We start from the raw sequence: 24,714 nt of genomic DNA on the forward strand, positions 1-24,714 counted from the left end.
CCCCGCCTCGTCTCCCGCCTTCTCCCCTTCCAAGAAGAGGAGAAGGCGGGAGACGAGGCCGTACTCCGGCGACGCTCGGTGAACCGGTGGAAGCTGATGGAGGCGCACCGGTCGGTGGCCACGATGCGGCGGATGCCGGGGAAGCCGTAGCGACGCGGGCCGACTCCGGTCCTACGCCGCGCTGACGGCTGGGCCGCTCCCGGCCGCTCTCGCCGCCGCTGTTGCGCACCACGGCGAACGGGCGGGGTAGGCAACCCGCCTGACGGATGGCCCCTCGGAGACCCGCCGGGGTGCCGTGGGCGGACAACAGACCCCGTCTCATTATTAGAGATGATGGTTTCTCATATTGAGACGCCGCGGTAGGGTCGGCCCATGACCGTGCAGCGCTGGGACGCCGACCTCTACGACAGCCGCCACGACTTCGTCGCCTCGCTGGGCGGCGGGCTGCTCGACCTGCTCGCGGCCGCGCCCGGTGAGCGGGTGCTCGACGCCGGGTGCGGCACCGGCGACCTGACCGCCGCGCTCGCCGAGGCCGGGGCCGAGGTGGTCGGCGTCGACGCCAGCGCCGAGATGGTCGCGCGCGGCCGCGCCCGGTTCCCCCACCTGGACCTGCGGGTGGGCGACCTGCGCGACCCGGGGTCGGTCGGCACCGGGTTCGACGCGGTGCTGAGCAACGCCGTGCTGCACTGGATCCCCGATGCCGACGCGGCGGCGGCGACCCTGGCCGGGGCGCTGCGCCCCGGCGGGCGGCTGGTCGCCGAACTCGGCGGGCGCGGCAACGTCGCCGTCATCGACCGGGGCGCGCGCGGGCTGCGCGCCGCCCTGGGCCTGCCCGACGCCCCGGACCCGTGGTACTTCCCCGGCATCGCCGACTACGCGGCCGTGCTGGAGCGGGCCGGCCTGGAGGTGACGTCCGCCCGCCTCTTCGACCGGCCGACCCGCCTGACGGGTGACGACGGCCTGGCCGCGTGGGTGCGCATGTTCGGCGGCCACCTGCTCACCGGCGTCACCGACCCCGATACGTTCCTGGCGGACCTGGCCGTGCGCCTGCGCCCGGAGCTGCACCGCGACGGCTCCTGGTGGGCCGACTACCGCCGCCTGCGGATCACGGCCGTCCGCCCCTGATCCGGGCACGCGGCCCGGCGGTTCAGGGGCCCTGCCCCGAGCCGCACCGCGCCCAGTCGGGTCGAAGCCCCGACCCGCCGGGCGCGCTCCCAGGGCGAACCCACCCCCACCCACCAGGCGCCGTCGACAGCGACACCACCCGGCCGCACCCGCGCAGCCCCGACCGCACCGGTCGAGCCGTGGCCACGGCCGTGGCATGGCCGTGGCGCGCAGACCCCCTGAACGCTCCGCGTTCCGTCAGGTGGCCGGGGCCGCGGTCACGTAGCGGACATCGGTGGCGATCTCGGTGCGCTCGCCGTCGGCGTCGAGGGACAGCGTCCAATCCCGCAGGGCCACCGTCACGCCGGTGGTCAGGCTCCGCTGCTCGGTGAGCGGGTCGGTGCCGGTCTCGACCCAGCGCTCCCCGTCGAGCCGGCGCTGGCCCTCCTCCGCGTTGTTCTCGGCGTCCTGCTCGTCGACCTGGAAGTAGACGTTCGCGGTGCCGTCCGGGTCCCACCACAGGGCGTCGATGTACACGTCGTGGGTCTCGCACTCCTCACCCGGTTCGGCGTGCACCGGGGCGGTCTCGCCTTCGCCCGAGGCGACGTCGACGACGGTCACCGTCGCGCAGGCGTACTCCTGGTCGCCCGTCAGCAGCACTCGGGTGCCGTCGGGGCTGAAGGCGGCCTCCTCGATGGAGTCCGGCCGGTCCGGGTCGAGCCGGCGGGGTTCGCCGTCGAGCGGTACCAGGTACGCGGGCAGCACGTCGTCGCCGGGCAGGGAGCCGTGGGGGTAGGCGGCGAGCGCGGCGCCGTCGGTGCCGGCGATCAGGTGGGGCCGGACGCGTTCGTCCAGGAAGCCGTCCTCGGTGGGCAGTGCCACGTCCGTCCGCTGCGGTTCGGGTGAGGCGTCGGCGAGGTCGATGACCACCACGTGGTCGTCGCCGTCCAGCCAGGCGACCCGGCTGCCGCCGACGGGCACGACCGTCTGGCACTGGCATTCCAGTTGGCGGTCGCCGCAGCCCTCGCACGACACGGACGCGGCCTCGCCGTTCTCGGTGGAGACCACGCCGAGTTCGTCGCCGAGGATCACGGTGAACACGTACCGGCCGTCGGTGGTGAACACCGGGCGGGTGCCGACGAGGCCGAACGGCGTGCCGCCGATCCGCTCGGTGCCGTCCATGACGACCATCTCGCCCTGCGTGCTCATCCAACTCTCGCCGAACTCGACCCGCATGTAGGCGTAGACGCCCGCCGCGGCCGGGGACTCCGTCGCGCCCTCGGACGGGGCGGGCCCGTCCCCGGACGGTACGGCCAGCGCGACGGCGACCGCCGCCACCCCCGCCACCACGACCGCCCCCGCACCGATCAGGACCTTGCGCATCGACGTTCTCCTCCACGCTCCGGAGCGCATACCGCGTACGCGCTCGGCCCTCGCCCCCGGGGCGATGGAGAGAGTGGCGAACCCACGAGCAAGATAACCGAGATTGCCGTGCTACGCCTGGGTTTGGGAGCGATACCCGAAACCGGCATGGAGTCCGGGCGCATCGACGGGGTACGCGCCGTGCGCCGACCCCACAGGCCCCACGGGTCCGGACGGCCGGTTCCGGCCGTGTCGTCGCGGCCGTGGTCGCGCCCGTCGGCGCGGGTGCGCGGGCATGGCAGCGCCGGGGTGCGGGAAGGTACCCTCCCGGTACTCGCCGAACGCGGAGAGGGACCACCATGCCGACCAGCGCCACCGCCGATTTCCGCGACTGGGACGGGCTCCTCGCGTCCCGCGGCGCCCCGGTGCTGCTCGCCGAGCTGACCGACCTGTGCGGTTCCGACGAGACCGCCGCGTGGGACGCCTTCGACGAGATCGAGGACGCCACCGCCCACCTGGAGTACACCCGCTACACCTTCCGCTACATCCGCAGCGCGCGCAGCGCCGAGACCGTCCCGTTCCTGGTGGCGGCGCTGCGCGGCGGCGCGGTCCTGCCCGACCTGCGGGCTCCGCTGGTGCGGCTGCTGACCGTGATCGCCGTCGGCTGGGACGAGGGCCTGGTCCCGGGCGGCCTGCCCGCCGCCGCGCCGCCGGACCCCACCGGGCCCGAGGGCGCCGGTCCCGCCACCGGCGACGACTTCGACGGGGCCGCCGACGGCATCGACATCCGCGACATGTGGGCACTGCCCTCGCACGCGGCGGTCGGGGCGGAGCTGCCGCGCCTGCTCCCGCTGCTGGCCGACCCGGACGACGAGGTGCGCGAGTACACCGCCTACCTGTGCGCGTGGTTCCCCGCCCGCGCCGACGCGGTCCTGCCCGCGCTCCGCTCCCGGCTGGCCGAGGAGGGGTCGCCGCGGGTCCGGGCCTGCCTGGCGCTGGCCCTGGCCATGGCGGCGGGCGGCCGCCACGAGCCCGGCGACGTCGACCTCGTCTCCCGCCTGGCGGGCGACCCCGACCCGCTGCCGCGCTGGGCCGCCGCCGTGGCGCTGGCCCGGCTGCTGGGGCGGGCCGCGCCGGACGGCGTCGTGGCGGAGCTGCGCGCGTGGGCCGCGGTCGACCGGGGCACCGGCGGCACCGCGCCCCCGTTCGTGTCCAACGACGTCGCGGCGGCGGCCGGGGCCGCACTGCTGGAGACCGGGGCGGCGCACGACGCCGCCACCGTCGAGGCGCTGTGCCGGGGGCTGCTGCGGGCCGGACACGAGGAGGCGCGGCACCGGGTCGGCGCGCTGCTGGCCGCCGCGTTCCCGCGCGGCCCGGTGGGCGCCCCGCCGCCCCCCGCTGAGTTGTCCGGGCCGCAGCGGCGGGCGGTGGCGGCCGCCGCGCTGGCCCGGTCGGCGTGGACCGACCTGGGCCACTTCTCCGACGCCCTGCGCGCTTACGGCCTGTCCCCCGCCGCGCCGCCCCGGAGCGGCGGCGCCGGCCGGACGCCGGAACCGGACCGCTGGTCGCTGGCCGCCTACGCGGGGCTGCGCGAGTGGCGCCGGGTCGAGGCGGCGTCCCCCGCCGACGCCCCGGACCGACCGCGAACGCGCGTGCGCGTCGAGACCCCCGCCCCCCTGGCCCCCCGTGTCACCGCGGTCATCGCCACAGCGGGGGCGCCCGAGGCGGTCGACGAGGCCGCGCCCACAGGCGGCACACCCCCGGGGCGTCCGCCCGTTCCGGCCCCGGCCGACACTGCCGCCGGGGCCCCCGCTGCACCACCCCCGGACGCCGGCCCGGGAGGGCCCCCCGGCGGCGCGGAACCCGCCGCCCCACGGCCGCCCGCCCACCCCGCCGCGCTCGGGGCCGCACCCGAGCTTGGCCTCGAACAGGGGGCGCGGGGCGTGGGCGTGCACGCGGCACCTCCGGCGGCCGCTCCGTCCCCAGCTGCATCCGAGGCGAGCACGGAACCCGCTTCCATGGGCCGGCGCACCAGCGCCAACCCGGGAGAGTCCCCCGGAAGCGCGGAACCCGCCGCACCGCCGTCCGCCACCCCGCCTCGCCTACCGCACACCGGGGATCGCGTTCCCGACGCCGCATCCGACAGCGGGCCGTCGGCCGTGGCGGCGGTCGACGGCGCGGGGGCTGGTGGGGCTCTCCCGGCGCCCGCGCCCGGGGCGGCCGGGGGTGCCGCAACGGGGGCGCGAATCTCCGGCGGCGGCTCTCCCCCGCCGGCCCCACCGTGGTCGCGGGCCGTCGAGGCGGCGCTGCGGGCCGCGTTCCCGGAGGGTGACGTGCGCGTCGAGCACGCGGGCCCGCACCTGCTGACGGTGCGCGTCCACCCGTTCGCCGCGACCGCCCCGCCGGTCCGCATCACCTGGGCCACCGACGCCCCCACCGGCACCCTCACCGGCTGACCGCCCCCGCCCGCGTGGCGGGTGGTGGCGGCGTGGGTGTCCGTGGATCGGCCGATCACCTCCCGCCGTCGAGACACGCTCGCAACGCGCCAGGGGCGTCGGCGTGGGCATAGTGGCCCGCCCCGGCGACCATGCACGTCCCACAGCCACCGCCGCGCGGCCGCGCCCCGCCGACCATCGCGGCTCGGCGCCGCCCTGCCGCACCGGGGGCGGACGGCGGGCGGAACGTCCCGGGCTCCGCGACTCCCGCACTGCCCCGGTGGTGGCCGGGCCCCGCGCGGTGCGAGCGCCGCGGGCTCGTGCCGTGCCGCCTGTGTGACCGGGGGGGCCGCCGACTGCTCGACCGTTCGGCGGAACCGGCCAAAGGGGCCGCCGTCGCCGCGCCGGGAATCACCCCCACGGCGGGTCCCCGTGCACGGCCCTGGCGGGCGTCATCCGGGCGGCCGCTGCGACCGGCACCGGCCCGCCCGGGCCGCGACTCCGGCCTCCGGGCCGGGGCATCCCGGGCCCACGGCGAGCGGCGCGCCGCCATGTCCGCGCGCCGGCGTACCCGCTGCGACCGTGGGGGGGGACGGGCGGGTCGGGGGCGATGACCCGGTGCCCGCGTCCGGCGGGTGTCGGGCCGGTGTGCCGACCCGGACCGGAGTCGGCCGTCATCCCGTGCACGAGCACGGCCCACGGGCGCCGCGACCCGCGTCCGCGCGTGCAGGCCGGCCCCGCCCGCTCCCCGGCGCCGGGCCCGCGTCCGCGTCCGGCCGCCGGAGGTCCGGCACGCGTGTCCGCCCTGTCCGTCTCGGGGGCCGCTCCCGACCCCGGTGCGGCGGCGCGGCGGTGCCGCCGATGGGACCGCGCGGAAAAGCGGTTGCCGAGGGGCGGGCGACCAGGCATGCTGTTAACGCTACATTGATCGCTTTAGTGAGGATACCGATGCCCGCTCCCCTGTCCCCCTCCGCCGTCCGCGAGATCCCCGTCGGGCCGCCGGGCGGCGGTCCCTACGGTGTGGCCGCGGGGCCCGACGGGGCCGTGTGGCTCACGCTCGTGCACGCCGGGCGGCTGGCCCGCGTCGACCCCGACGGCACCGTCGCGGAGTTCCCGCTCGGCGCACCCGACGGCGCCCGGCCCTGCGTCATCACCGCCGGCCCCGACGGCCACCTGTGGGTGACCCTCAACGGCGCCGACGCCCTCGCCCGGGTCGGGCTCGACGGCACCGTGCGCACCGTCCCGATGCCGGAGGGATCGGCCCCCTACGGCATCGCGGCGGGCGCCGACGGCGCCCTGTGGTGCACGTTCATGGGCACCGACCGGATCGGGCGCGTCACCACCGACGGCGAGGTCACCACGTTCGCGCCGCCGGTGGCCGGGGGGATGCCCTCGCTGATCACCGCCGGCCCCGACGGCGCCCTGTGGTTCACGCTGAACCAGGCCGACGCCATCGGGCGCATCACCACCGGCGGCGACACGTCGCTGTACCCGCTGCCGACGTCGGGCGGCGCGCCCGTCGGCATCTGCGCCGCGCCGGACGCCATCTGGTTCGTCGAGATCGGCGCGGGCCGCGTCGGCCGGGTCGCCCTCGACGGCGAGGTCACCGAGTTCGCGCTGCCCGACCCCGCCTGCCGGCCGCACGCCATCGCCGCCGACGGCGAGGGGGCGTGCTGGTTCACCGAGTGGGGTGCCGGGCGGATCGGCCGCGTGACCCCGGACGGCGACATCACCGAGGTCCCGCTGCCCTCGGCGGCGGCGGAGCCGCACGGGATCGCCGTCGACGCGCGGGGCCGCGTGTGGGCGGCCCTGGAGAACGGGCACGCCGCCGTGCTGACCCCCTGACCCCGCCCCCTGACGCGGTGCGGCCGCGCGCGCCGTCGGCCGTCACGGCTCGACGCCGCCCTGCCGCACCGGTGCGGGGACGGCGGGCGGACCCCCCGGGTCAGAAGTCGTTCGCGGACTCCGGCGGCGCCGTCCCCGGCGCCGCCGGGCCCAGCCGCCGCAGGTGGACGTGGCGCGCCAGGCGGATCACCGGCCGGATGAGGAGTTCGACGCTGCCAGCGAGGAACATCCAGGTGCCGGCGGTGGTCGTGGCGGGGAAGAAGAACAGGATGCTGCCCCCGATGAACCAGGCCGCGACGAGGATGTCGTTGGCGATGCTCGCCACCTCGTAGCGGCGCCGCAGCACCAGCTCGTCGGAGCCGACACGGACGACGAGCGGCTCCTCACCGCGGGCACGGTCCATGCCACCAGTGTCACCCGCCCCGCGCGCCGGACCCGGACGCCGCGCCGACGCGGCCCCGCTCCCGCCCCCGGGGAAGGGGCGCGAGCGGGGCCGTTGTCAGGGGGCCGCGACCGGCGGGTTCTCGGCGTCCGGGGCGGGGGTGCGGCGGCGGGCGCGCAGGGCCGCGGCGACGGCGATCGCCACCCCGGCGAGCATCAGGGCGTACAGCCCGAGCGCGATCCCGCTGTCCAGCAGGACCGCCGGGTCCCCCTGCCCGGCGGCCATCGCGCGGCGCAGCTCGCCTTCGGCCAGCGGCCCGAGGATCACCCCGATCAGGACCGGGGCGACGGGGATACCGTGGCAGCGCATCAGCAGCCCCACCGCGCCCACGGCGTAGAGCAGGCCGACCTCGAACACCGACCCCTTGGCCGCGTAGACGCCGACGGTGGCGAAGACGACCAGGCCCGCGTAGAGGTGGCGGCGCGGCAGGCGCAGCAGCCGCGCCCACAGCGGTGCGAAGGGCAGGTTGATGACGAGCAGCAGCACGGTGCCGACGAACATGCTGGCGAGCAGCGCCCACACCAGGTCGGCGTCGCCCTCGAACAGCAGCGGGCCGGGCTGCATGCCGTACTGCTGGAAGGCCGCGAGCATGACGGCGGCGGTCGCCGAGGTGGGCAGCCCCAGGCCCAGGAGCGGGATCATCGCGGTGGCCGTGGTCGCGTTGTTGGCCGCCTCGGGCCCGGCGACGCCCTCGATCGCGCCCCGGCCGAACTCGCTGTTCCCGCGCCGCCGGGCCAGGGCCTTCTCCATCCCGTAGGACAGGAAGGTGGGGATCTCGGCGCCGCCGGCGGGGACGACGCCGAACGGCAGGCCCACGGCCGTGCCGCGCAGCCACGGCAGCCAGGAGCGGCGCAGGTCGGCGCGGCTGAGCCAGGGGGCGCCGCTGGCGATGACCCGGTCCGCGGGGGCGCCGTCGGGGCGGAACCCGCAGTGGAGCACCTCCCCCACGGCCAGCAGGCCGACCGTGACGACGACGATGTCGATGCCGTCGAGGACCTGGGGGACGCCCAGGGTCATCCGCACCGCCCCGGTCTGGTCGTCGATGCCGACGACGCTGAGGGCGAGGCCGACGCCCAGCGCCGCCACCCCCCGCGCCGGGGCGGAGGTGATCACGGCGACGGTGGACACGAACGCGAGCACCGCGAGCGCGAAGTACTCGGCGGGCCCGAACCCGAGGGCGAACGCCACCATGCGCTGCGCGAAGAAGGCGACGACGGTGGTGGCGACGATTCCGCCGACGAATGAGCCGAGGACGGCGGCGGCCAGCGCCTGGGACGCCCGCCCGCTGCGGGCCATGGCGTAGCCCTCGAAGGCGGTGACGATCGAGGAGCTCTGCCCGGGGGTGTTGAGCAGGATGGAGGTGGTGGCGCCGCCGAACTGCCCGCCGTAGTAGATCCCGGCGAACATGATGAAGGCGGCGGTCGGCTCCAGCAGGAACGTGAGCGGCAGCAGCAGGGCGACCGCCATCGAGGACCCGAGGCCGGGGAGCACCCCGACCGCCGTGCCGAGCACGACCCCGACCAGGCACCACAGCAGGTTGGCGGGTGTGAGGGCGTCGGCGAAGCCCCCCGCGAGAAGGGAGAGTGCGTCCATGGTCAGCCGATCCCTCCGAGCGGGCCCGCGGGCAGCGGCACGTCGAGCAGTCCGGAGAAGACCATCTGCACCACCCCCGCCAGGGCGGCGGCGACGAACAGGTCGAGCAGCGGCCGGCGCGGCCCAAGGGCCGTGCTGATGCCCCAGAACAGCAGGGTCCCGGCGATCAGCCAGCCCAAGGGCTGCAGCAGGAGCAGGTGCCCGGCGAGGGTGGCGGCCATGACCACGAGGGTGCGCCGGTCGCCGCGTTCGGGGGCGGGGGCGGGCGCGGCGGCCGCGGCGCGCCGGGCGGCGGGGCGCAGCGCCCACGCCGCGGACGCGAGGGCCGTGGCGACCAGCAGCGCGCCGACGGCCAGGGGGAAGAAGCGGGGGCCGAGGTAGCCGGAGGCGGCGGGTTCGCGTATCAGCGCGCCGCCGAGGAGGAGCAGCACCCCGGTCGCACCGGTGAGCGCGGCGACGCCCAGGGTGGCGCGGGTGCGGGGGGCCGGGGGCGCGTCGGGGGCGGTCGGGGGCGCGGTCGGCGCGGAGGCCGGCGCGTCCGGTCCGGTGGTGGTCATGCCAGCAGCCCCAATCCGTCGATGATCCCGGTGAGCCGGTCGTCCTCCTCGGCGAGGAAGTCGGCGAAGTCCGCCCCGGCCAGGAAGGCGTCCTCCCAGCCGAACCGCCGCACGCTCTCCCGCCACTCCTCGGTCGCCACCAGGTCCTGGGCCAGGCCCGCCAGCCGGTCCCGCTGCCCGGCGTCGAGGCCGGGCGCGGCGGCGAGGCCGCGCCAGTTGGCCAGGTCCAGGTCGAGCCCCGCTTCGCGCAGGGTGGGGATGTCGACGCCGGGCAGCGGCCGGGCCGCGGAGACGGCCAGGGCGCGCACCTCGCCCGCGTCGATCTGCGCGGCGAACCCGTTGTAGCTGGACACCGCGACGTCGGCGGTGTGCGACAGCAGCGACGTCAGGACCTCCCCGTCGCCGGAGTAGACGATGTAGGTGAGGTCGGCGGGGTCGGCCCCGACGCCCCGCAGCGCGAGGGCGGCCAGCAGGTGGTCGGCGGTGCCGACGGCGCCCCCGGCGACGGCGACCGCGCGCGGGTCGGCGGCCCACCGCTCGGCGAGGTCGGCGAAGGACGTGAGCGGGGAGTCGGCGCGGACGGCCACGACGACGTAGTCCTCGGCGAGCCGGGCGAGCGGGGTGATGTCGTCCAGGGTCACGGCGGAGCCCGTGATGCGGACGCCGCCGAGGATCGAGGTGCCCATGACCATCAGCAGGTCGGCCCGCCCGGTCTGCCCGGCCACGTGGGACAGGCCGACGGTCCCGCCGCCGCCGGGCATGTTGACCACCTCGACGGTGCGGGTCAGCCCGTTGGTCTGGAGGGCGTGCTGGGCCTGGCGGGCGACGGTGTCGAACCCGCCCCCGGCGGCCGCGGGGACGACCACCTCGACGCGCGAGCCGACGCCGCCGCGCGCCGCCGATCCGGCGGCCTCCCACGCGCCGCCGCCGAGGGCGGCCGCGGCGATCACCCCGGCGAGCGCCTCGCGGCGGCTCAGGGCGAACCTGTTCATCGTTCTCCTGGATATCGGGCGAGCGAGTCGCTGACGGAGGGGACGGCCCCCGGTGCGGGGGCGGGCGCCGCGCGGCGCCGATGGCGGCGCGGAGCCGTGTGACTCGGGCCATATTGGATGAAAAATCATTTAGGTGCAATACCTGTTCGGTGCCGCGTTCCGCGCTCGGCCCATCGTCGCGCCACCACCCCATTCGCTGGAGGCCTGTGCGCGCACCGCCGCCACCGACCCCGCACCGCCCTCCCCCTCCGGCATCTTGTATAAAAAACATCGTTAGTACAATCGCGGCACCACCGTCGAGAACAGCGAGGCGTGAATGAGCGGACCCGAAGCACCCCCGGCGGCCACGGCGGTCCTGGACGTCGGCGGACGCGCCTACCGCTACGTCCCGCTCGACCGGTTGGCGGCGCCGCGCGAGCTGGCCGAGATGCCCTACGTGGTCCGCGTACTGCTGGAGAACGTCGCCCGCCGGGCGCCCGAGGCGCTGCCGGCGGTCCTGGACCGGGCCCGCACCGGCGTCGGGACCTGCGAGGTCCCCTTCCACCCCAACCGGATCATGCTGCACGACACCACGTGCCTGCCCACGCTGGCCGACTTCGCGGCGCTGCGCGACGCGGTCGCCGAACTGGGCGGCGACCCCGCCGCCGTCAACCCGGTGATCGACGCGGACCTGACCGTGGACCACTCCACGATCGCCGAGCACCACGGCTCGGCCGCCGCCCTGGAGCGCAACCTCGACATCGACTTCCAGCGCAACGGGGAGCGCTACGCCTTCATCAAGTGGGCCGAGCGCCACCTGCGCGGCTTCCGCGTCGTCCCGCCCGGCAAGGGCATCATCCACCAGGTCAACATGGAGACGCTGGCCCGCGTCGTCTGGCGCGACGACGCCGGCGACCCCCCGATGCTGCACCCCGACGCCCTCGTGGCCACCGACAGCCACACCCCCATGGTCAACGCCATCGGCGTCCTGGGCTGGGGGGTGGGCGGCCTCCAGGCCCAGGCCGCCCTGCTCGGCGAGCCCCTGCTGTTCGGCTTCCCCGAGGTCGTCGGCGTGCACCTGACGGGCCGGCTGCGGGCGGGGGTGACGGCGACCGACCTCGCGCTGACCGTCACCGAGCTGCTGCGGTCCACCGGCGTGGTCGACGCCTTCGTGGAGTTCACCGGCCCCGGCGCGGCCCACCTGGCGCTGGCCGAGCGCGCGGCGGTCGCCAACATGGCGCCGGAATACGGCGCCACCTGCGCCTTCTTCCCCTACGACGACGAGGTGGGCGCCTACCTGCGGCTGACCGGGCGCACAGCGGAGCACCGCGCCGTGGTCGACGCCTACCTCGGCGCCCAGGGCCTCAAGCGCGGCCCGGACGACCCCCTGCCCCGCTACGACCGGACGGTCCCGCTCGACCTCGGCGCGGTCGAGCCGAGCATGGCCGGACCACACCGCCCCGACCAGCGCCTGCCCCTGTCGGCGGTCCCCGACTCCTACCGGAAGGCGGCGCGCCCCGCCGCCACCGCCGCGCGCCCGCCGGCCGGGGCCGAACCGGTTCCCGACGGCGCCGTCGCGATCGCCGCGATCACCAGCTGCACCAACACCGCCAACCCGGCCCTGATGGTCCAGGCCGGGCTGCTGGCGCAGCGGGCCCGCGCGGCGGGCCTGCGCGCCCGGCCGTGGGTCAAGGCGTCGCTGTCACCCGGCTCCCGGGTCGTGGCGCGCTACCTCGACGCCGCCGGGCTGACCGCCCCGCTGGAGGAGCTGGGGTTCCACACCGTCGGGTTCGGCTGCATGACCTGCATCGGCAACTCGGGCCCGCTGGCGCCGCCCATGGCCGAGGCGGCCGCGGCCGGGGCCGAGGCGGTCGCCGTGCTGTCCGGCAACCGGAACTTCCCCGGCCGCGTCAGCCCGTCGGTCTCCCTGGCCTACCTCGCCTCACCCCCGCTGGTGGTGGCCTACGCGCTGGCGGGTTCGGTCCTGCACGACCTCGCCGCCGAACCGCTCGGCCGCGACGCCCGGGGGGCACCGGTGTACCTGCGCGACCTGTGGCCCGACGACGCCGAGGTCGCCGAACGGGTCGCCGCCGCCCTCACCCCCGACATGTACCGCGACAACAACGCCGCCATCCGCGAGGGCACCCCCCACTGGGCGGGGCTGAGCGCCCGCGGCGGCGTCCGCTACGCCTGGGACCCCGACTCCACCTACATCCGCCGGCCGCCCTACCTCACCGGCGTCACCGCCGCCCCCGCCGCGCGGCCGGGGCTCGACGGCGCCCGGGCGCTGCTGCTGCTGGGCGACGACGTCACCACCGACCACATCTCCCCCGCGGGCGCCATCCCGCCCGACAGCGCGGCGGGGCGCCACCTGCGCGCCGCCGGCACCCCGGCCCGCGACCTCAACCAGTACTCGACCCGGCGCAGCAACCACGAGGTCATGCTGCGCGGGGCGTTCACCAACCCGGCGGTGGCCAACCTGCTGCTGCCCCCCGAGGAGCGGGGCACCGGCGGGCGCGCCCGCACCGCCGACGGCACCCGCGTCGCGCCGGTCTACGAGGCCGCGCGGACCTACCGCGACGCCGGCACCGACCTCGTCATCGTGGCCGGGCGCAACTACGGGACCGGGTCCAGCCGCGACTGGGCGGCCAAGGCGCAGGCGCTGCTCGGCGTGCGAGCGGTGATCGCGGAGAGCTTCGAGCGCATCCACCGCAGCAACCTCATCGGCATGGGCGTGTTCCCGCTGGAGCTGCCGCCCGGCCGCCGGGCGGCCGACCTGGGGCTGAGCGACGGCGACGAGCTGGGCATCGACGGCCTGGCGGACCCGCGCCCGGGCGAGCACCCGGTCGTGCTGCGCATCCGGCGGGCCGGCGGCGGCACCGCAGAGGAGCCGCTGCGGCTGCGCGTCGACTCCCGCCAGGAGGCCGCCTACCTGCGGCACGGCGGCACCCTGCCCTACGTGGTGCGCCGGTTCCTGCCGGGCGGGGACGCCACCGGCGCCTGAACGGGCGCGCCGGGCCGGGGCGGGGCGGTCAGCCGGGCGGCACCGGCGGTTCCGCCCCGACCCGCGTCTTGATCCAGCGGACGCGGTCGAGGTGGGCGTGCAGCAGCTCGGCGGCCGCCCGCCGCTCGCCCCGCTCCAGCAGGTCGAGCAGGCGCAGGTGCTCGCGCGCCTGGTGGACCAGCCGGGTGCGGTCGTACTGGTGGCGGTACTCGATCAGCCGGCGCACCCGGTTCTGCCGCCGCACCGCGTCCGCCAGGAACGCGTTGCCGGAGCAGCCGACGAGCATCTCGTGGAAGCCCGCCCCGGTCTGGAACAGCTCGGCGCGCGGCGCGGTGAGGATGCGCCCGCGCAGCAGCGCCTCTTGGCGGGCGCGGTGCTCGGCGAAGGCCGCCGGGTCGGGGGCGAACCCCGGCTCCAGCACGGCGGCGGGCTCCACGATCATCCGGAACCGGTAGCTCTGGTCGTGCCCCTCGGCGCTGGACAGCACGGGGTGGAACCGCCACCCGCGCCCCGGACGGCGGCCGATGAGGTCCTCGCCCTCCATGCGGGCGAGCAGCCGCTGCGCCTGCCCGCCCGTGACCCCGTAGCGGCGGGAGATCTCGGCGGCGGTGAACTCGGGGCCGAACCGGCCGCCGAGGTGGTCGTCCACGACGCGGAAGTAGGCGTCCTCCTCGGCGCCGGCGTCGGCGTCGAGACCGATGTCGCCCAGGTCGGCGGCCGGCCGGGTGAGGAAGAACCCGCGGTTGGGGACGCGGCGCACGATGTCGAGATCGGCCAGGAACAGCATGGCCTTGCGCACCGGGGAGCGCGACACGCCCAGCTCGTCGGCGACCCACTGCTCGGTGACGTGGGCGCCCTCCGCAAGGCCGTGCCGCCGCACCAGGTCGACGACCCGCATGGCCAGCGACGTCGGCAGCGGGGAGCGCGGCCTGCCGCGCCCCGGCGCCGGGTCCACCGCCTCTGCCACCACCTGTACTCCTCACGGCTGCTGCGCCGCCCGAGAGCGGCCGACGGCGTCGGCGGCCGGGCCGCGCCGGGACCCGGCCGGGTCCGCTCCCAGATTAGGGGGCGGCGGGGGCGGCGGGGCCCGGCGGCGTACGGGGCCGGGGCTCCGGGGTCGCGGCGGCCCCGGCCGCGCGCCCGGGGCGGGCCCTCACTCCGCGGGGACCGGCCGGTCGGGGTGGAACGGGGCCAGGTCGCAGCCGGGGTCCTCGCCCAGGGCGAGCCGGGCCGCCACCGCCCCCTGGTACGGGCCGAGGGTGAGCCCGTTGGCGCCCAGCCCGGTGGCCACGACCACCCCGGGCAGCCCGGCGGGGGTGCCCAGGATCTGGCGGCCGTCGCGGGCGGCCGGGCGCAGGCCGACCCGGGTCTCGGCGACGGTGGCCCCCTCCAGCCCGGGGGCGAGGCCGACCGCGTCGGCCAGCACCCGCGCCACCCCGCCGACGGTCGCCCGCGCGTCGAACCCGGCGTCGGGTTCGCGGGTGCCGCTGAGCACCACCCGGTCGGGCGGGAACGCCAGCATGTAGTGGGTGCCGCCGGCGAAGCGCACAGCGGGCCAGTCGCGGGTGGCGCGCCCCGGCAGGGCGGCGTGCACGATCTGCCCGCGCATCGGGTACACCGGCACCCGCACCCCGAGTGGGGCGAGGAGCGGCGCCGTCCAGGCGCCGGCCGCCACGATCACCGCGTCGGCCGGCAGGTCGGTGCCGCCCACGCGCACCCCGGTGACACCGGAGGCGCCGCCGATGAGCGCGGCGTCGCCCGCCGCGCGGCGCGCCCCGCGCTGCTCGGCGGCGTCGACCAGGGCGGCGGCGGTGCGGGCGCCGTCGAGGCGGGCCATGCCCGGCACCCACACCCCGGCGGTGTCCTCGGGCAGGACGGGGAACCGGCGGGCGGGCTCGCCCCGCTCCAGTCGCGCGACCTCGCCCAGGCCCGTGTAGCCGGGCCGGCGGGCGAGGTCGGCGAGCATGCCGTACTCGGCGTCGAGGGCGTCGGTGTCGGTGCCCACGGACATGCCGCCGGTGCGGGCGTAGCCGGTGGGCAGGCCGTCGTCGGCGAGGTCGCGCATCAGGGCGGGCAGGTGCTCGGCCGCCTGGAGCGCGAAGTCGGGGGCGGGGTCGCCGGGGAACGGCCAGGGGAAGACGATGCCGGCCCCGGCCGGGGTGGCCGCCCCGCGCAGGCGGGCGTCGACCAGGGTGGTGGGCACCCCCCGCTTCGCCAGGTGGTAGGCCGCGCTGGCCCCGACGATGCCGGCTCCGACGACGATCACGCGCATGCCCCCAGCATGGCGCGGCGCGGGCGGCGCCGCCACCACCGGCGCCGCCCGCCGCCGGCCGGCCGCCCCGGGCCGGTCGGCGCCCGCCCGGTCAGAAGACGCGCCGGGCACCGGGGACGCGGCGGATGAGGTAGGCCGCGCCCCAGCACAGCGGGAGGGCGAGGAGGGTGACGGCGCCGAACTTGACCACCGCGACGGCCTCCCACCCGCGCAGGGCGTAGGAGAGCAGGACGAGCACCACCGGGTGCACGAAGTACACGGCGAAGGCGTGGTCGGCGAGGAACGCGCTGACGCGGCCCCGCCGGTTGGCGACCTCGCGGAACAGCACGATGAGGGCGACGATGACGGCGGCCGCGAACGCGTTCTCCAGCAGGGCGTGCAGCAGCATCTGCCAGGCGGGGACGTCCGCGCCGCTCACCAGGAGGGCCGCGGCCGCGTAGGCGGCCCCGGTCACGGCGGCGGCGGCGAGCCCGGCCCAGCCGGCGGCGCGGGGCAGGCGGTCGAACCAGCGGCGGCGGTAGGCGACGGCGCCGAGGGCGAACAGGGCGACGTACTGCGGCAGGAAGTAGGGCGTCGGCAGGCCGACGACCGGCCAGTAGGAGCCAGACGGCACCAGCAGCCGCCACAGGTAGGTGGCGACCGCCAGGGCCGCGACGCCCCCGACCAGGGCGAGGGTGGCGGTGAGGGGCGTGGCCGGGCGCTGCGGGACAGCGGGGGGCGCGGGCGTGCCCGGGGCGGTGGCGCGGGTGCCGCGCACCCGGCGCAGCAGCATGTAGCCGAGGCCGAAGACGATGAGCGTCTCGGCGAACCACATCGGTCCGGGGTCGAAGCTGACGATGTAGTAGAGCCAGTACGGCATCTCCGTGCCCGCCTCGGCCGCCATCTCCCGCGCGAACGCCAGGCTGGGGAAGTTGGCGAAGGGCCGCAGCAGGAACACGAAGAGCAGCACGGGCACGCCCAGCCGGAGCAGGCGGCCGCGGAGGAACCCGCGGGCGCCCTTGCGCTCGTAGGCGGCGGGCACGAAGAAGCCGGAGATGAGGAAGAAGAACCCCATGAAGAACGCCTGGTTGAGGATGACCAGCGCGTCCAGGGCGGTGCCGGAGGGGTCCTCGGCGAGGTCGGCGAAGTACCAGACGGGCAGGTTGCCGTAGGTGCCGGCGATGTGGTGGACGACCACGAGGGCGGTCAGGGCGATCCGCAGGTTGTCGATGTAGTGCAGCCGGGGGCGGGCGGGGGGTGCCGCGGGGGCCGCGTCCCGGGGGGTGGCGGGGGCGGGGGCCCGCGTCTGGTCGGTCATCGCGCTCATCTTCCGTGTGGCAGGGGGTGGGCCGCCGATCGGCCCTTATGGTCGTGCGGACGATTTTCTGGCCGCACGGACAAAAAGTAGCACGCGCGGATGAGTCGGCCCTCTGGGGCGAACCCCGGTCGTTCACGGAGCCGCCCCTTAGGGGGCCGCCGCCCGCACCGCGGCCGCGCGGCGCCGCGACCCCCGGCGCGCCGCTCGGCGCATCGGCGCCGACCTGCCGCGACCGCCCGCGCCGCGACCGGCGCCCGCCTTAGGGGCCGCGCCCGCGGAGAGCCCGCCACCGGGGTCGCGGCGCCGGGGTCCCGACCGGACCCGCCCGCGCGCAGGGTGCCCGCACCGGCCTCGGCCCCACCCGCCGGGCAGCGGGCCGGGCCACCGCCCGATGTGACGGGCACCACGGAACCGGAGGCGGCGGCGCGCCGTCACACCCGCCGAGCAGGACGCGCGTCCGGGCGGACGGGTCCGGTGGAAAGGACCTTCCGTGTTCCCCCTCGCCGAGACTCCGCAGATCTACTTCGCCCTGGGCTACGTGCTGGCGTCGGCGGCCGTGGCCGTGCGCGCGGTCACCCTGGTACCCGAGGACCTCCGCCCCCGGGCGGGGGTGCTCGCGCTGGCGCTGTCGGCGCTGATGCTGCTGAGCTGGTTCGTGTTCCCCGCCGACCTGCCCGTCGCCGAGCGGCGGGCCTCCACCCTGCTGTTCGGCGGCTACCTGCTGCTGACCATGACGGTGGGCCTCCTCGGCCACGGGCGCTTCCTCACGCGGGCGTGGTTGGAGGAGATGCCCCGGGACGACCCGCGGCTGCGCCGGCGCACCCGGGTGATCGTGGCGCAGATGCTCGTGCCCCTGCTGCTGCTGCCGATCCTGGTGGAGGTGGCCGACCCGTTCCCCGGGTTCGTCCTCCCCGGCTTCGCCTGACACCGGCGCCGCCCCCGCACGCGCCCCTGGCGTCGCGGGGTCAGCGGCGGGTTCCGCCCGCCCCGACCGCGCCGGGGGTCAGCGGCCCTCGGCCAGGAGGGCGGCGAGGATCGCCTCGGCGTGGGTCCACAGCAGGGCACCGCCCGCCTCGGGCAGCAGGTGCCGGCGGGCGCCGGGGATGCGGCCGGCCAGGGTGGCGCCGTGGTCGGGGGAGTGCACCGGGCTGGTGTCGCGGCCGCCGTACCAGAGGGCGACGGGGACGCCGATGCGCTCGGGAGCGAACGGCCACGGCCCCATGGCCAGGACGGCGTCGCGGGCGTAGCCGGCCGCGCCCTGTGAGAAGCCCTCGGCCAGGCAGCGGGCGTAGGCCCCGGCGAAGTCGGCGGCGGTGTAGACGGCGGTGTCGGCGTCGGCGCTGAGGTCGAGGACGAGCCGGTGCAGCGCGTCGGCGGTCATGGCGCCGAACGAGGCCTCCAACCCGGCGGGGTCGTCGCCCGCCGCGGCGACCATGCGCGCGACGTCGGGCGGCAGGAGGCCGGCCACGCCGGGGTGGCGCAGGTCGTCCTGGCCGGAGACGACGGCGACCGCCTCCGGGGTGCCGTCGGCGGCGCACGCCAGGGCGAACGGTGCGCCCTGGGAGAACGCGGCGACGCGGAACCGCCCGAGGTCCAGGGCGGCGGCGAGGGCGCGGACGTCGGCGGCCCAGTCGGTCAGCGTCCGGCCGGGCGCGGGATCGGAGGCGCCGAGGCCGGGACGGTCGACGGCGATCAGCCGGACCCCGAGCGCGGCCGTCACGTGGCCGCCGAAACCGAGCGAGCGGCCCATGCCCGCCCCGGAGAAGAACAGGACGGGGCGGCCGTCGGGCGGCCCCCACTGCGCCCACCCCAGCCGACGGCCGTCGGCCAGGCGGACGGTGCCGAGGTGGTCGGGAGGTGTCGCGCCGAGGTCCATGGCGACGATCGTAGGGGCGCGGTGATCACGCGCCAACCGGTTTTCCGCCGCCGGGACGCGGCGCGGGCGCCCCGGGTCAGGCGCGGCCGTCCTCCGGGGCCGAGGGGGCGGTCCGCGGATCGGCGCGGGCCCCGGTGCCCGCCGGGGAGCCCTCGGGGAGGGCGCGGGTGGCGTGGTCGAAGAGGTCGGCGAGCTGGGCGGCGTAGGCCATCAGGTCGGTCTCGGGGAACGCCATCCAGTAGCCGAACATGGCGTCGATCGAGGTCTGCATGCTGACGGCCATCACCCGCGTGTCGAAGTCGCGGAACTCCCCGCTCTCCTGACCGATGCGGTAGGTGTGCTCCAGGCTCTCGAACAGTTCCACGGAGGAGGCCATGTCGTAGCGCAACTGGCCGTCGGCGTCGCGGAAGTTGCCGAAGATCTCCCCCAGCGCCTTCAGCCGGACGGGCTGCTCCCGCATGAACTCCGCCAGCGTGAGGATGTGCACGCGCAGCCGGTCGCGGGCGCCGTCCCACACGACGATGCGCGGCACGACGTGCTCGATGATGGCGGTGTAGACGTGCGTCACCACCTGCTCCATCAGCTCGTCCTTGCCCGCGAAGTGGTAGGAGATGACGCCCTTGCTGATGCCGGCGTGCCGGGCGATCCGGGCCAGGGAGGCGTTGGCGTAGCCGACCTCCCCGATCGTCTCGATCGCCGCGTTGATGATCTGCGCCCGGCGTGCCTGCTCGATGAAGGACCGCTTCTTCTGACCGCCCTGACCGTTTCCCGACCGCATGGACGAGAACCTACCAACCCCCGGCGGCGCGCGCCCCGGAACGGCGGTCATGACCCCGGACGTCATCGACAGTCGGCGCCGCACACGGCATGCTGCTCGTTGTTCCGGCCGCGCTGCGCGGCCGACCACGACGAGGGGGAGAACGTGACCGAGACCCTGGAACGGCAGCGTCCGGTGGAGCGTCCGGCGGAGCGGCAGGTGGGCGGACTGCTGCGCTCGTGGCGGGAGCGGCGGCGGGTCAGCCAGTTGGAGCTGTCGATCCGGGCCGACATCTCCACCCGGCACCTCAGCTTCGTGGAGACCGGCCGCTCGGCGCCGAGCCGCGAGATGGTGCTGCGCCTCAGCGAGGTGATGGACGTCCCGCTGCGGGAGCGCAACCACCTGCTCCTCGCCGCCGGGTACGCGCCCGTCTACACCGAGGCCCCGCTGGAGGGGCCCGCGATGGCGCCGGTGCGCGACGCGGTCCGGCGCATCCTCGCCGGGCACGAGCCCTACCCGGCCGTGGTGGTCGACCGGGGCTGGAACCTGCTGGAGGCCAACGCCAGCGTCGCCGCCATGCTGGAGGGCGTCGCCGACCACCTGCTGGAGCCCCCGGTCAACGTGCTGCGGGTGAGCCTGCACCCCGAGGGGATGGCGCGGCGGGTGGCCAACCTCGGCGAATGGCGGGCGCACCTGCTCGGCCGGCTGCGCCGCCAGGTCGACCAGACCGCCGACCCGGGCCTGACCGACCTGCTGGACGAGCTGCGCGGCTACCCGTGCGACCAGCCCGAACCCGTGGTCGAGATGCCCGGCGCCGGCGACCTCGTGGTGCCGCTGCGGCTGCGCCGGATCGACGGCGAGGGCGAACTCGCGTTCCTCAGCACGGTCGCCACGTTCGGCACCCCGCTCGACATCACCGTGGCCGAGCTGGTCATCGAGTCGTTCTTCCCGGCCGACGCCGCCACCGCCGCGGCCCTCGGCCCGCGCGGCGCCGCCCCGACGGCCGACTGACCGGACCCGCCGCCCGGGACTGCCGCCGACCACAGCCCACGGACACCATCGCCGGGCTGGCCAGGACGACGGGGCTCATCGGGATGCCACCGGCGCGGCACCCGAGGGCGCGTCGGGGTGGGGTGCCCCGGGGGCGGAGCGGGGTGGGGCGCCCACCACCACGGCGACGGGGCGGCGGACCCGTGCCTCGGCGGCACTCGGGGAGAAGACTCGGACGCACACCCCGACGCCGATGGAGGAACCCCATGACCGCCGCCACCCCGACCACCGCCGCGACGGCGCCCCGCACGCGGCCCGCCGTCTTCGGCCGCCCCCGACCGCACGGCGCGCCCACCGCCGTTCGGGCGGCGTTCCTGCTGTGGTGGACCGCCCTGGCCATGGGCTGCGCGGAGACCGCGCTGGGCGCGGCGGGCGAGCTGGCCTCCCCCGGCGGTATGCCCGGGACCGCCGTCGCGCTGGTCGTCGCCGCCCGGCTGGCCGTCACCGCCGCGATGGGTGCCCTCGCGTTCGCGCTGCTGGCGGGGCGCGGGTGGGCGCGCGCCGCGCTGGCCGTGCTGCTCGGTGTGGTCGGCCTGCTGTCGATGGTCTACGAACCCGTCGGCGAACTGGCGGCGGGCGTCCCCCTCGCCGAGGTGTTCCCGACCGACGGTCCGAGCGCCATCGCGTTCCTGGTGGTGCGCGGCGTGCACGTCGCGGCGGTCCTCACCGCCGTAGTGGCCATGTTCCTCCCCACCGCCGGCGCCTACATCCGCGACGTCCGCACCACCCGCTGACCCGACCGGCAGCGGACGCCGACCCGGCCGGCCCAGGCCACAGCCAACCACCTGACCAGCCGCCCACCGACCCCCGCACGAGGGCCGGTGGGCGCCGGTCGGCGGCCGCCGACCGGTGGCCGGCCCGGCTCCGCGGGCGGCGCACCCGGCCGGCGGAGGCGGACCCGCCGGGCGGTCGGTCCGCACTACGCTGGCGGGCATGGCGGAACCACTGGGGCTGCGCGAACGCAAGAAGCGGCGCACACGGCAGGCCATCTCCGATGCGGCCATCGCGCTGTTCCTGGAGTCGGGGTTCGACCGGGTCCCGGTGGCCGCCGTCGCGGCCGCCGCGGAGGTCTCCAAGCCCACGCTCTTCGCGTACTTCCCCACCAAGGAGGATCTGGTCCTGCACCGGATCGCCGACCACGAGACCGAGGCGGCCCGCGTGGTGCGCGCCCGCGCCGCCGGGGAGTCCCCGCTGGCCGCGCTGCGGCGGCACCTGCTCGACGCCCTGGACCGCCGCGACCCCGTGACGGGGCTGTGCGACACCCCCGATGTGCTCGCTTTCCAGCGCCTGCTGTACTCCACGCCCGCTCTGCTCGCCCGGCTGCCCGCCTACACCCTGCGCGGCGAGGACGAGCTGGCCCGCGCCCTGGCCGAGGCCCGCGCCACCGCACCCGAACCCGCCCCCGGTGCGACCGGCCGCACCGGCGCGCCCGCGCCCTCCGGCCCGGGGGGCGCCGAGGACCCCACCGCCCGCATCGCCGCGGCGCAGATCACCGCCACTCAGCGGGTCCTCGCCGCCCGCAACAGCGACGAGATGCGCGCCGGCCGCTCGGCCGACGCCGTCCACCCCGAGGCCGTCGCCCGCGCCGAGGCCGCCTTCGCGCTCCTGTCCGACGGCCTGGCCCCCCACCTGCCCCCGGCCCCCGCCCCCGGCTGACGCGCCCGGCCCGGACGCGGCGCCCACTCGCGGCGCCCCGCCCCACCAAGGCGCCACACCGGACACCGCCCCCAGACGCCTCGCCCCACCGAGGCACCGCGCGGAACAACGCCTTCGGCCCCCAGCCCTCCCCACCCGTCCGACGCGGCCGCCCGAACAGGACGCACCCGCAGCGAGCACCCATCCACCGCACCAGAACGCCACGCGCCCGCCCCGGCCCCGGCCGACAGGGGCGTATGAGTGAAGCGCCCCACAGCCGACACCCGACCCGCACCGCCCGCCCCACCAAGGCACCACACGGACCAACCCGCCCCGCCCAGAACTCACATCTCCCGAAGCGAAGGCCCCGCACGGCCCGCCCTACCGCGACGCCACACGGAGCGTCATCCCGCGCAGGGTCGGCCTTCGGCACCCGGGCACGCTCGGCCGGAACGGGGCGCCGCCCGCCCTCCTCGGTTCGGCGGGCACCGAAACGTCGGGCCCCTACCGTTGCCGCATGGCATCCGACGCTTCTCCCCCCACGCCCGCACCCCCCGCACCCGCCGGGCCGGGCACGTCGGCCCGGCGGCGGCCCGACCCCCGGGTGGCGGCGGCCGTCGCCGTGACGGTGGCCGCCTGGGCGTCGGCGTTCGTCGCCGTCCGCTGGACCGGGACGGCGTTCTCCCCCGGGCCGCTCGCGCTGGGCCGGCTCCTGGTGGGCGCGGCGGTGCTGGCCGGGGCGACGGCCCTGCGGGGCGGGTGGGTCCGCCCCAGCGGGCGCGAGTGGGCGCTGCTGGCCCTGTGCGGCACCGCCTGGTTCGGCGCCTACAACGTGGCGCTGAACGCCGCCGCCCAGCGGGTGGACGCGGGGACGGCGGCGATGCTGGTCAACGTCGGTCCGCTGCTGCTGGCGGTGGCCGCCGGCATCGTGCTGCGCGAGGGGTTCCCCGGTGGCTGCTGGCCGGGCTGGCGCTGGCCTTCGCCGGTGTGGTGCTCATCGGCACCGCCACCTCGGCGGACCCCGGCACCGATCCGCTGGGCGTCGTGCTCTGCCAGGTGTCGGCCGTCGCCTACGCGGTCGGGGTCCTCGCGCAGAAGCCCGTGCTGCGCCGCCTGCCCCCGCTGCAGGTGACCACCACCGCGTGCGCGGCGGGCGCGGTGGCCTGCCTGCCGTTCGCCCCGGCCCTCGCCGGGGAGGCCGCCGCCGCCTCCCCGGCGCACCTGGCGGCCCTCGTCTACCTGGGCCTGGTCCCCACCGCGCTGGCCTTCGCCACCTGGGCCTATGCTCTGGCCAGGACGGACGCGGGCCGCCTGGGCGCCACGACCTACCTGGTGCCGCCGCTGACGGTGGTGCTGGGCTGGGCGCTGCTGGCGGAGGTCCCGCCCGGGGCCGCGCTGATCGGCGGCGCGCTCTGCCTGGGCGGGGTCGCCCTGGCCCGGCGAAGCTGAGCCGCGCGGCGGCCCGACCGACCGAGGAGGCACCCATGGACACGATCGTCGAGGCCGCGTCGGTGGCGGACTTCGCCGCCCTGCTGGCCGACCGCACCCGGGCCGCGATGTGCCTGGCCCTGCTCGACGGCCGCGCCTGGACCGCCGGCGAACTCGCCCGCTCCGCGGGTGTCGCCCCCTCCACCGCCAGCGAGCACCTGGCGCGGCTGGTCGATGCGGGGGTCCTGACGCGGGAGCGGCAGGGCCGGCACGCCTACGTCCGGCTGGCCGACCCCGACACCGCGCGCCTGCTGGAGGACCTCGCCGCGCTGGCCGGCGTCCCGGCGCGCCCCGCCCGCTCGCTGCGCGCGGTGCGCGCCCACCGCGACCTGGCCGCCGCCCGCACCTGCTACGACCACCTCGCCGGACGGCTGGGCACCGACATCTTCGCCGCCCTGGTCCGCCGCGGCCTGCTCAGCGACGACGGCGGGCTCGTGCTCACCGCCGAGGGCCGCGCCTGGTTCGCCGACCTCGGCTGCGCGCCGCCCGCCGACGGCGGCGGGCGCCGGCCGGTGGTGCGCTCCTGCCTGGACTGGACCGAGCGCCGCCCCCACCTGGCCGGGGCGGCGGGCGCCGCCCTCAACCGCGGTCTGCGCGAACGCGCGTGGATCACCCCCGGCGCCCGGCCCCGTTCGGTCACCGTCACCCCCGAGGGCCGCCGCGCCCTCGCCGACCTCCTCGGCATCGACACCGCCGCCCCGCTCCCGGCCTGACCGCGCATCTGGGGCCCCGCACCGAGACCCGGCTCCGCCGCCTGCCCGGCGGCACCGGCGCCGGCCCCGCGACAGCACCGGTCCTCGGCAGCGGCCGGACACCGACGCTCCACGCGGATTCGCTCGCCGCGTCTCCGGCGCCGGAGAGGGGATGCGAACCGGACCGACCCGCGTTCCTCCGGCGCGCCTCCGGCGGCGGACGCCGAGGCGCCGGCGATGGGCCACGCCTCCGGAGCGGCGCCCTGGATCGCCGCCGTCGACTCCGCGACGGCGCCCGCGCGGGTGGATGGGGTGGCGGGCGGATGATCGGGCA

The 24,714-nt window shown here is 77.4% G+C and carries 21 protein-coding genes; 11 read left to right on the forward strand and 10 right to left on the reverse strand.

The annotated features are described in order from the left end of the window. Positions 1 to 372: 372 nt before the first annotated feature. Positions 373 to 1,125: a class I SAM-dependent methyltransferase gene (locus tag NT8_RS12460; RefSeq protein ID WP_067968064.1), complete on the forward strand. Its 753-nt coding sequence runs from the start codon at positions 373 to 375 to the stop codon at positions 1,123 to 1,125. Between the two features lie 237 nt (positions 1,126 to 1,362). On the opposite strand, the gene NT8_RS29325 is transcribed toward NT8_RS12460, so the two are convergent. Next, a complete protein-coding gene (locus NT8_RS29325) occupies positions 1,363 to 2,487 on the reverse strand; it encodes a WD40 repeat domain-containing protein (protein WP_067968067.1) in 1,125 nt (374 codons plus the stop codon). A 338-nt stretch (positions 2,488 to 2,825) separates the two neighbouring features. Between NT8_RS29325 and NT8_RS12470 the strand changes: the two genes are divergently transcribed. Both NT8_RS12470 and NT8_RS12475 read left to right on the forward strand, forming a co-directional pair. Then, positions 2,826 to 4,922: a HEAT repeat domain-containing protein gene (locus NT8_RS12470; protein ID WP_067968070.1), complete on the forward strand. Its 2,097-nt coding sequence runs from the start codon at positions 2,826 to 2,828 to the stop codon at positions 4,920 to 4,922. Between the two features lie 927 nt (positions 4,923 to 5,849). Next, a complete protein-coding gene (locus NT8_RS12475) occupies positions 5,850 to 6,746 on the forward strand; it encodes a Vgb family protein (RefSeq protein ID WP_067968073.1) in 897 nt (298 codons plus the stop codon). 100 nt (positions 6,747 to 6,846) lie between these two features. On the opposite strand, the gene NT8_RS12480 is transcribed toward NT8_RS12475, so the two are convergent. The 4 genes from NT8_RS12480 to NT8_RS12495 form a co-directional block, all read right to left on the reverse strand. Then, a complete protein-coding gene (locus tag NT8_RS12480) occupies positions 6,847 to 7,149 on the reverse strand; it encodes a YrhK family protein (protein WP_067968076.1) in 303 nt (100 codons plus the stop codon). 96 nt (positions 7,150 to 7,245) lie between these two features. Beyond that, a complete protein-coding gene (locus NT8_RS12485) occupies positions 7,246 to 8,781 on the reverse strand; it encodes a tripartite tricarboxylate transporter permease (protein WP_067968079.1) in 1,536 nt (511 codons plus the stop codon). 2 nt (positions 8,782 to 8,783) lie between these two features. Continuing rightward, complete coding sequence (locus NT8_RS12490) at positions 8,784 to 9,338, reverse strand: tripartite tricarboxylate transporter TctB family protein (protein WP_067968082.1); 555 nt, start codon at positions 9,336 to 9,338, stop codon at positions 8,784 to 8,786. Continuing rightward, positions 9,335 to 10,330, reverse strand: coding sequence for a tripartite tricarboxylate transporter substrate binding protein (locus tag NT8_RS12495; protein WP_067968085.1), 996 nt, complete (start codon positions 10,328 to 10,330; stop codon positions 9,335 to 9,337). The genes NT8_RS12490 and NT8_RS12495 overlap by 4 nt, the downstream gene beginning before the upstream one ends. Positions 10,331 to 10,646: 316 nt before the next feature. On the opposite strand from NT8_RS12495, the gene acnA reads away from it, so the two are divergent. Further along, a complete protein-coding gene (gene acnA / locus NT8_RS12500) occupies positions 10,647 to 13,313 on the forward strand; it encodes an aconitate hydratase AcnA (protein WP_067968087.1) in 2,667 nt (888 codons plus the stop codon). Positions 13,314 to 13,341: 28 nt separating this feature from the next. Here the strand turns inward: acnA and NT8_RS12505 are convergent, their stop codons facing one another. The 3 genes from NT8_RS12505 to NT8_RS12515 form a co-directional block, all read right to left on the reverse strand. Beyond that, positions 13,342 to 14,280: a GntR family transcriptional regulator gene (locus NT8_RS12505; protein WP_245646151.1), complete on the reverse strand. Its 939-nt coding sequence runs from the start codon at positions 14,278 to 14,280 to the stop codon at positions 13,342 to 13,344. A 186-nt stretch (positions 14,281 to 14,466) separates the two neighbouring features. Continuing rightward, the gene (locus NT8_RS12510) at positions 14,467 to 15,585 is read right to left on the reverse strand and encodes an NAD(P)/FAD-dependent oxidoreductase (RefSeq protein WP_067968093.1); all 1,119 of its coding nucleotides are present in this window, start codon (positions 15,583 to 15,585) and stop codon (positions 14,467 to 14,469) included. Positions 15,586 to 15,676: 91 nt separating this feature from the next. Then, on the reverse strand, positions 15,677 to 16,882 hold the full coding sequence (locus NT8_RS12515; RefSeq protein WP_067968096.1) for an acyltransferase family protein: 1,206 nt from the start codon (positions 16,880 to 16,882) through the stop codon (positions 15,677 to 15,679). A 490-nt stretch (positions 16,883 to 17,372) separates the two neighbouring features. Here NT8_RS12515 and NT8_RS12520 point away from each other — a divergent pair, with 490 nt between their 5' ends. Then, the gene (locus NT8_RS12520; protein WP_067968097.1) at positions 17,373 to 17,807 is read left to right on the forward strand and encodes a hypothetical protein; all 435 of its coding nucleotides are present in this window, start codon (positions 17,373 to 17,375) and stop codon (positions 17,805 to 17,807) included. A gap of 78 nt (positions 17,808 to 17,885) precedes the next feature. On the opposite strand, the gene NT8_RS12525 is transcribed toward NT8_RS12520, so the two are convergent. Both NT8_RS12525 and NT8_RS12530 read right to left on the reverse strand, forming a co-directional pair. Continuing rightward, positions 17,886 to 18,758 (reverse strand): alpha/beta fold hydrolase, encoded by an 873-nt coding sequence (locus tag NT8_RS12525; RefSeq protein WP_067968100.1) that lies wholly within the window; start codon positions 18,756 to 18,758, stop codon positions 17,886 to 17,888. Positions 18,759 to 18,834: 76 nt separating this feature from the next. Beyond that, positions 18,835 to 19,536 carry a TetR/AcrR family transcriptional regulator gene (locus tag NT8_RS12530; RefSeq protein ID WP_084468876.1) on the reverse strand — a complete coding sequence of 234 codons (702 nt, stop codon included), beginning with the start codon at positions 19,534 to 19,536 and terminating at the stop codon, positions 18,835 to 18,837. Between the two features lie 144 nt (positions 19,537 to 19,680). On the opposite strand from NT8_RS12530, the gene NT8_RS12535 reads away from it, so the two are divergent. The 6 genes from NT8_RS12535 (at position 19,681) to NT8_RS12555 (ending at position 24,401) form a co-directional block, all read left to right on the forward strand. After that, complete coding sequence (locus tag NT8_RS12535) at positions 19,681 to 20,526, forward strand: helix-turn-helix domain-containing protein (protein WP_245646152.1); 846 nt, start codon at positions 19,681 to 19,683, stop codon at positions 20,524 to 20,526. A 245-nt stretch (positions 20,527 to 20,771) separates the two neighbouring features. Further along, positions 20,772 to 21,299, forward strand: coding sequence for a hypothetical protein (locus NT8_RS12540; RefSeq protein ID WP_067968103.1), 528 nt, complete (start codon positions 20,772 to 20,774; stop codon positions 21,297 to 21,299). Positions 21,300 to 21,498: 199 nt separating this feature from the next. Next, complete coding sequence (locus NT8_RS12545; protein WP_084468877.1) at positions 21,499 to 22,221, forward strand: TetR/AcrR family transcriptional regulator; 723 nt, start codon at positions 21,499 to 21,501, stop codon at positions 22,219 to 22,221. A gap of 496 nt (positions 22,222 to 22,717) precedes the next feature. Beyond that, the gene (locus tag NT8_RS12550) at positions 22,718 to 23,332 is read left to right on the forward strand and encodes a DMT family transporter (RefSeq protein ID WP_245646153.1); all 615 of its coding nucleotides are present in this window, start codon (positions 22,718 to 22,720) and stop codon (positions 23,330 to 23,332) included. After that, positions 23,257 to 23,649 carry a DMT family transporter gene (locus NT8_RS30820; protein ID WP_245646154.1) on the forward strand — a complete coding sequence of 131 codons (393 nt, stop codon included), beginning with the start codon at positions 23,257 to 23,259 and terminating at the stop codon, positions 23,647 to 23,649. The genes NT8_RS12550 and NT8_RS30820 overlap by 76 nt, the downstream gene beginning before the upstream one ends. Positions 23,650 to 23,684: 35 nt before the next feature. Beyond that, positions 23,685 to 24,401 carry an ArsR/SmtB family transcription factor gene (locus tag NT8_RS12555; protein WP_067968106.1) on the forward strand — a complete coding sequence of 239 codons (717 nt, stop codon included), beginning with the start codon at positions 23,685 to 23,687 and terminating at the stop codon, positions 24,399 to 24,401. The last annotated feature ends 313 nt before the right edge of the window (positions 24,402 to 24,714 follow it).

This window comes from Nocardiopsis trehalosi NBRC 14201 (assembly GCF_001552555.1).
GTDB classification, from domain to species: domain Bacteria; phylum Actinomycetota; class Actinomycetes; order Streptosporangiales; family Streptosporangiaceae; genus Nocardiopsis_B; species Nocardiopsis_B trehalosi.